Annotated in this window: 3 protein-coding genes; all 3 read left to right on the forward strand. The window is 51.5% G+C overall.

The window, feature by feature from the left end; translation table 11 throughout:
- The first annotated feature begins 197 nt into the window (after positions 1-197).
- From tnpA to tnpC, 3 genes are read left to right on the forward strand one after another with little or no spacing between them, the layout of a single operon-like run.
- Positions 198-494, forward strand: coding sequence for an IS66 family insertion sequence element accessory protein TnpA (tnpA, locus tag O9X78_RS20625; protein WP_269621570.1), 297 nt, complete (start codon positions 198-200; stop codon positions 492-494).
- A 2-nt stretch (positions 495-496) separates the two neighbouring features.
- Positions 497-853 carry an IS66 family insertion sequence element accessory protein TnpB gene (gene tnpB, locus O9X78_RS20630; RefSeq protein WP_269621571.1) on the forward strand — a complete coding sequence of 119 codons (357 nt, stop codon included), beginning with the start codon at positions 497-499 and terminating at the stop codon, positions 851-853.
- A 23-nt stretch (positions 854-876) separates the two neighbouring features.
- On the forward strand, positions 877-1,932 hold the full coding sequence (gene tnpC / locus O9X78_RS20635; RefSeq protein WP_269621573.1) for an IS66 family transposase: 1,056 nt from the start codon (positions 877-879) through the stop codon (positions 1,930-1,932).
- Positions 1,933-2,054 lie beyond the last annotated feature (122 nt).

The raw sequence follows: 2,054 nt of genomic DNA on the forward strand, positions 1-2,054 counted from the left end.
GTGCGAATAGCCCATCAGGGTCCGATGCCTAAGTGGCGGCATCATTAACGAGACCGGATACACGTAGGCAGTCGTACCTTGACGCAATCGAGCACAATGCTTGCAAATGAGGAGGAGTCCATACACGCTCAATAAACCCCATCTAATATCTTCGCAGCCTAGGAGCTACTCTGCCGTTTTTAACTGCGGAGATTCCCATGAGCCCAATCGATAAAACTCAATACTGGCTAGCCCACACAGAAGCATGGAGGGGCAGCGGCCTATCCCAAACACAATATTGTAAACAGCAAGACATCAAACTCCACAACTTTGTGTATTGGCGCAAGCGCTTGCATCGGTCTGCCGAGCCGTCGACCAAATTGCTGAAGATTGGTGGTGTATCAACCTCCTCTCGGGTGGTATTGAGTTTACCTCTGGGCATTCGTATGGAGGTGTCTGCAAGTGATTTGTCCTCCGTGCTGCCGGCGGTGTTGCGCTCACTGCGAGAGTTATAGTAATGCTGCGCCCCAATGAGTCTGTTGAGGTCTATTTGTACATGGCGCCAGTGGATATGCGTAAGTCGATTAATGGTCTAGCCGCGCTGGTGGAAAACGAGCTGGCCTTGTCACCCATGACCGAGGTGCTGTTTGTTTTTTGCAATCGCGGCCGAGATAAAATCAAGCTGTTGTACTGGGAGCGAAACGGTTTTGTGGTGTGGTATAAGCGCTTGGAAAAGCAGCGCTTCAAATGGCCACGGCAGTCTGACTTTGATTACGAGCAGCGCGATGGCCGCGAACTAAATTGCTTGCTTGACGGTTTGGATATTTGGCGAAATAAACCGCATGAAACGCTGTATTTTGATTCGATCAGCTGAGGTGTTTTGGTATAATACGCGGCATGACGATCCGCCCTCAAATCCCTTCTTCTGATGACGTTCCTAGCCTCAAAGCCTTGCTGCTTGAGAAGGATCGCAGCCTCAATGAAAAAGATAAACGCATCTCCTTGTTGGAAGAACAGGTGCGTTTACTTAAGCACAAACGCTTTGGTGCTAGCAGTGAGAAATCGGATGATCAAGCAGAGCTGTTCAACGAGGTCGAAGCGACTGACGTTAGTTTAGAAAACGATGCTGAGATGGATGATGCCTTTGACGCAGACAACACCGCTGTCGTCGAAACCGACACCATCCAATACGAACGCCGCAAGTCCCGTGGTCGCAAACCGTTGCCCGAGGATTTGCCGCGCGTTCGCATTGAGCACGACCTAGCTGATAGCGACAAAATCTGCGACTGCGGTTGTGCGTTAACCCGCATCGGTGAAGATATTAGCGAGCAGCTCGACATCATTCCCGCGACCGTTCAAGTCTTACAGCACGCCCGTCAAAAGTACGCCTGTAAAGCTTGTGAGTCGACCGTACGTACAGCGGCGCTGCCGCCGCAGCCAATTCCAAAGAGCAATGCCAGTGCGGGTTTACTTGCGTACATCGCGACTGCCAAATACCAAGATGCACTACCGCTGCACCGCCAAGAAAACATCTTCAAGCGGATGGATGTTGATATCCCGCGTAACACACTGGCAAATTGGATGATGCGTTGTAGCGACCTGATCTCTCCGCTTATTGCCGAGCTGGATAGAGAAATACGGCGAGGCAAGATCATCCAGTGTGATGAAACCCCGCTCCAGGTACTAAAAGAACCGGATAAGCCGCCCAGTAGCCAATCGTATATGTGGGTTAGGCGCAGTGGCGGGCCTGACCGTTCCATTGTGTTGTTTGATTATGCGGATAGCCGAGCCGGTAGTATTGCCGCAGGCCTACTGGACGGCTTTAGCGGGTATCTACAAACGGATGACTATGCGGGCTATCACGCGACAGGACGCCAAGAAGGGCTCACCCACCTTGGTTGCTGGGCTCATGCCCGTCGCAAATTTGTAGAGGCGCAAAAAGCGGCTACGTAAGCGGTCATTCCAAGACGTCCTGCCCTCGCGTACAATTTTTCCCTAAAGTAACCTCATATTTTCCAAGTTGAGGTTACCCCCATGAGAAAACACCGCCGCCCAGAACAGTGGCAAAACCTAGT

Origin of the sequence: Zhongshania aquatica (assembly GCF_027257955.1) — a bacterium.
In the GTDB taxonomy this organism is placed as follows: Bacteria; Pseudomonadota; Gammaproteobacteria; order Pseudomonadales; family Spongiibacteraceae; genus Spongiibacter; species Spongiibacter aquatica.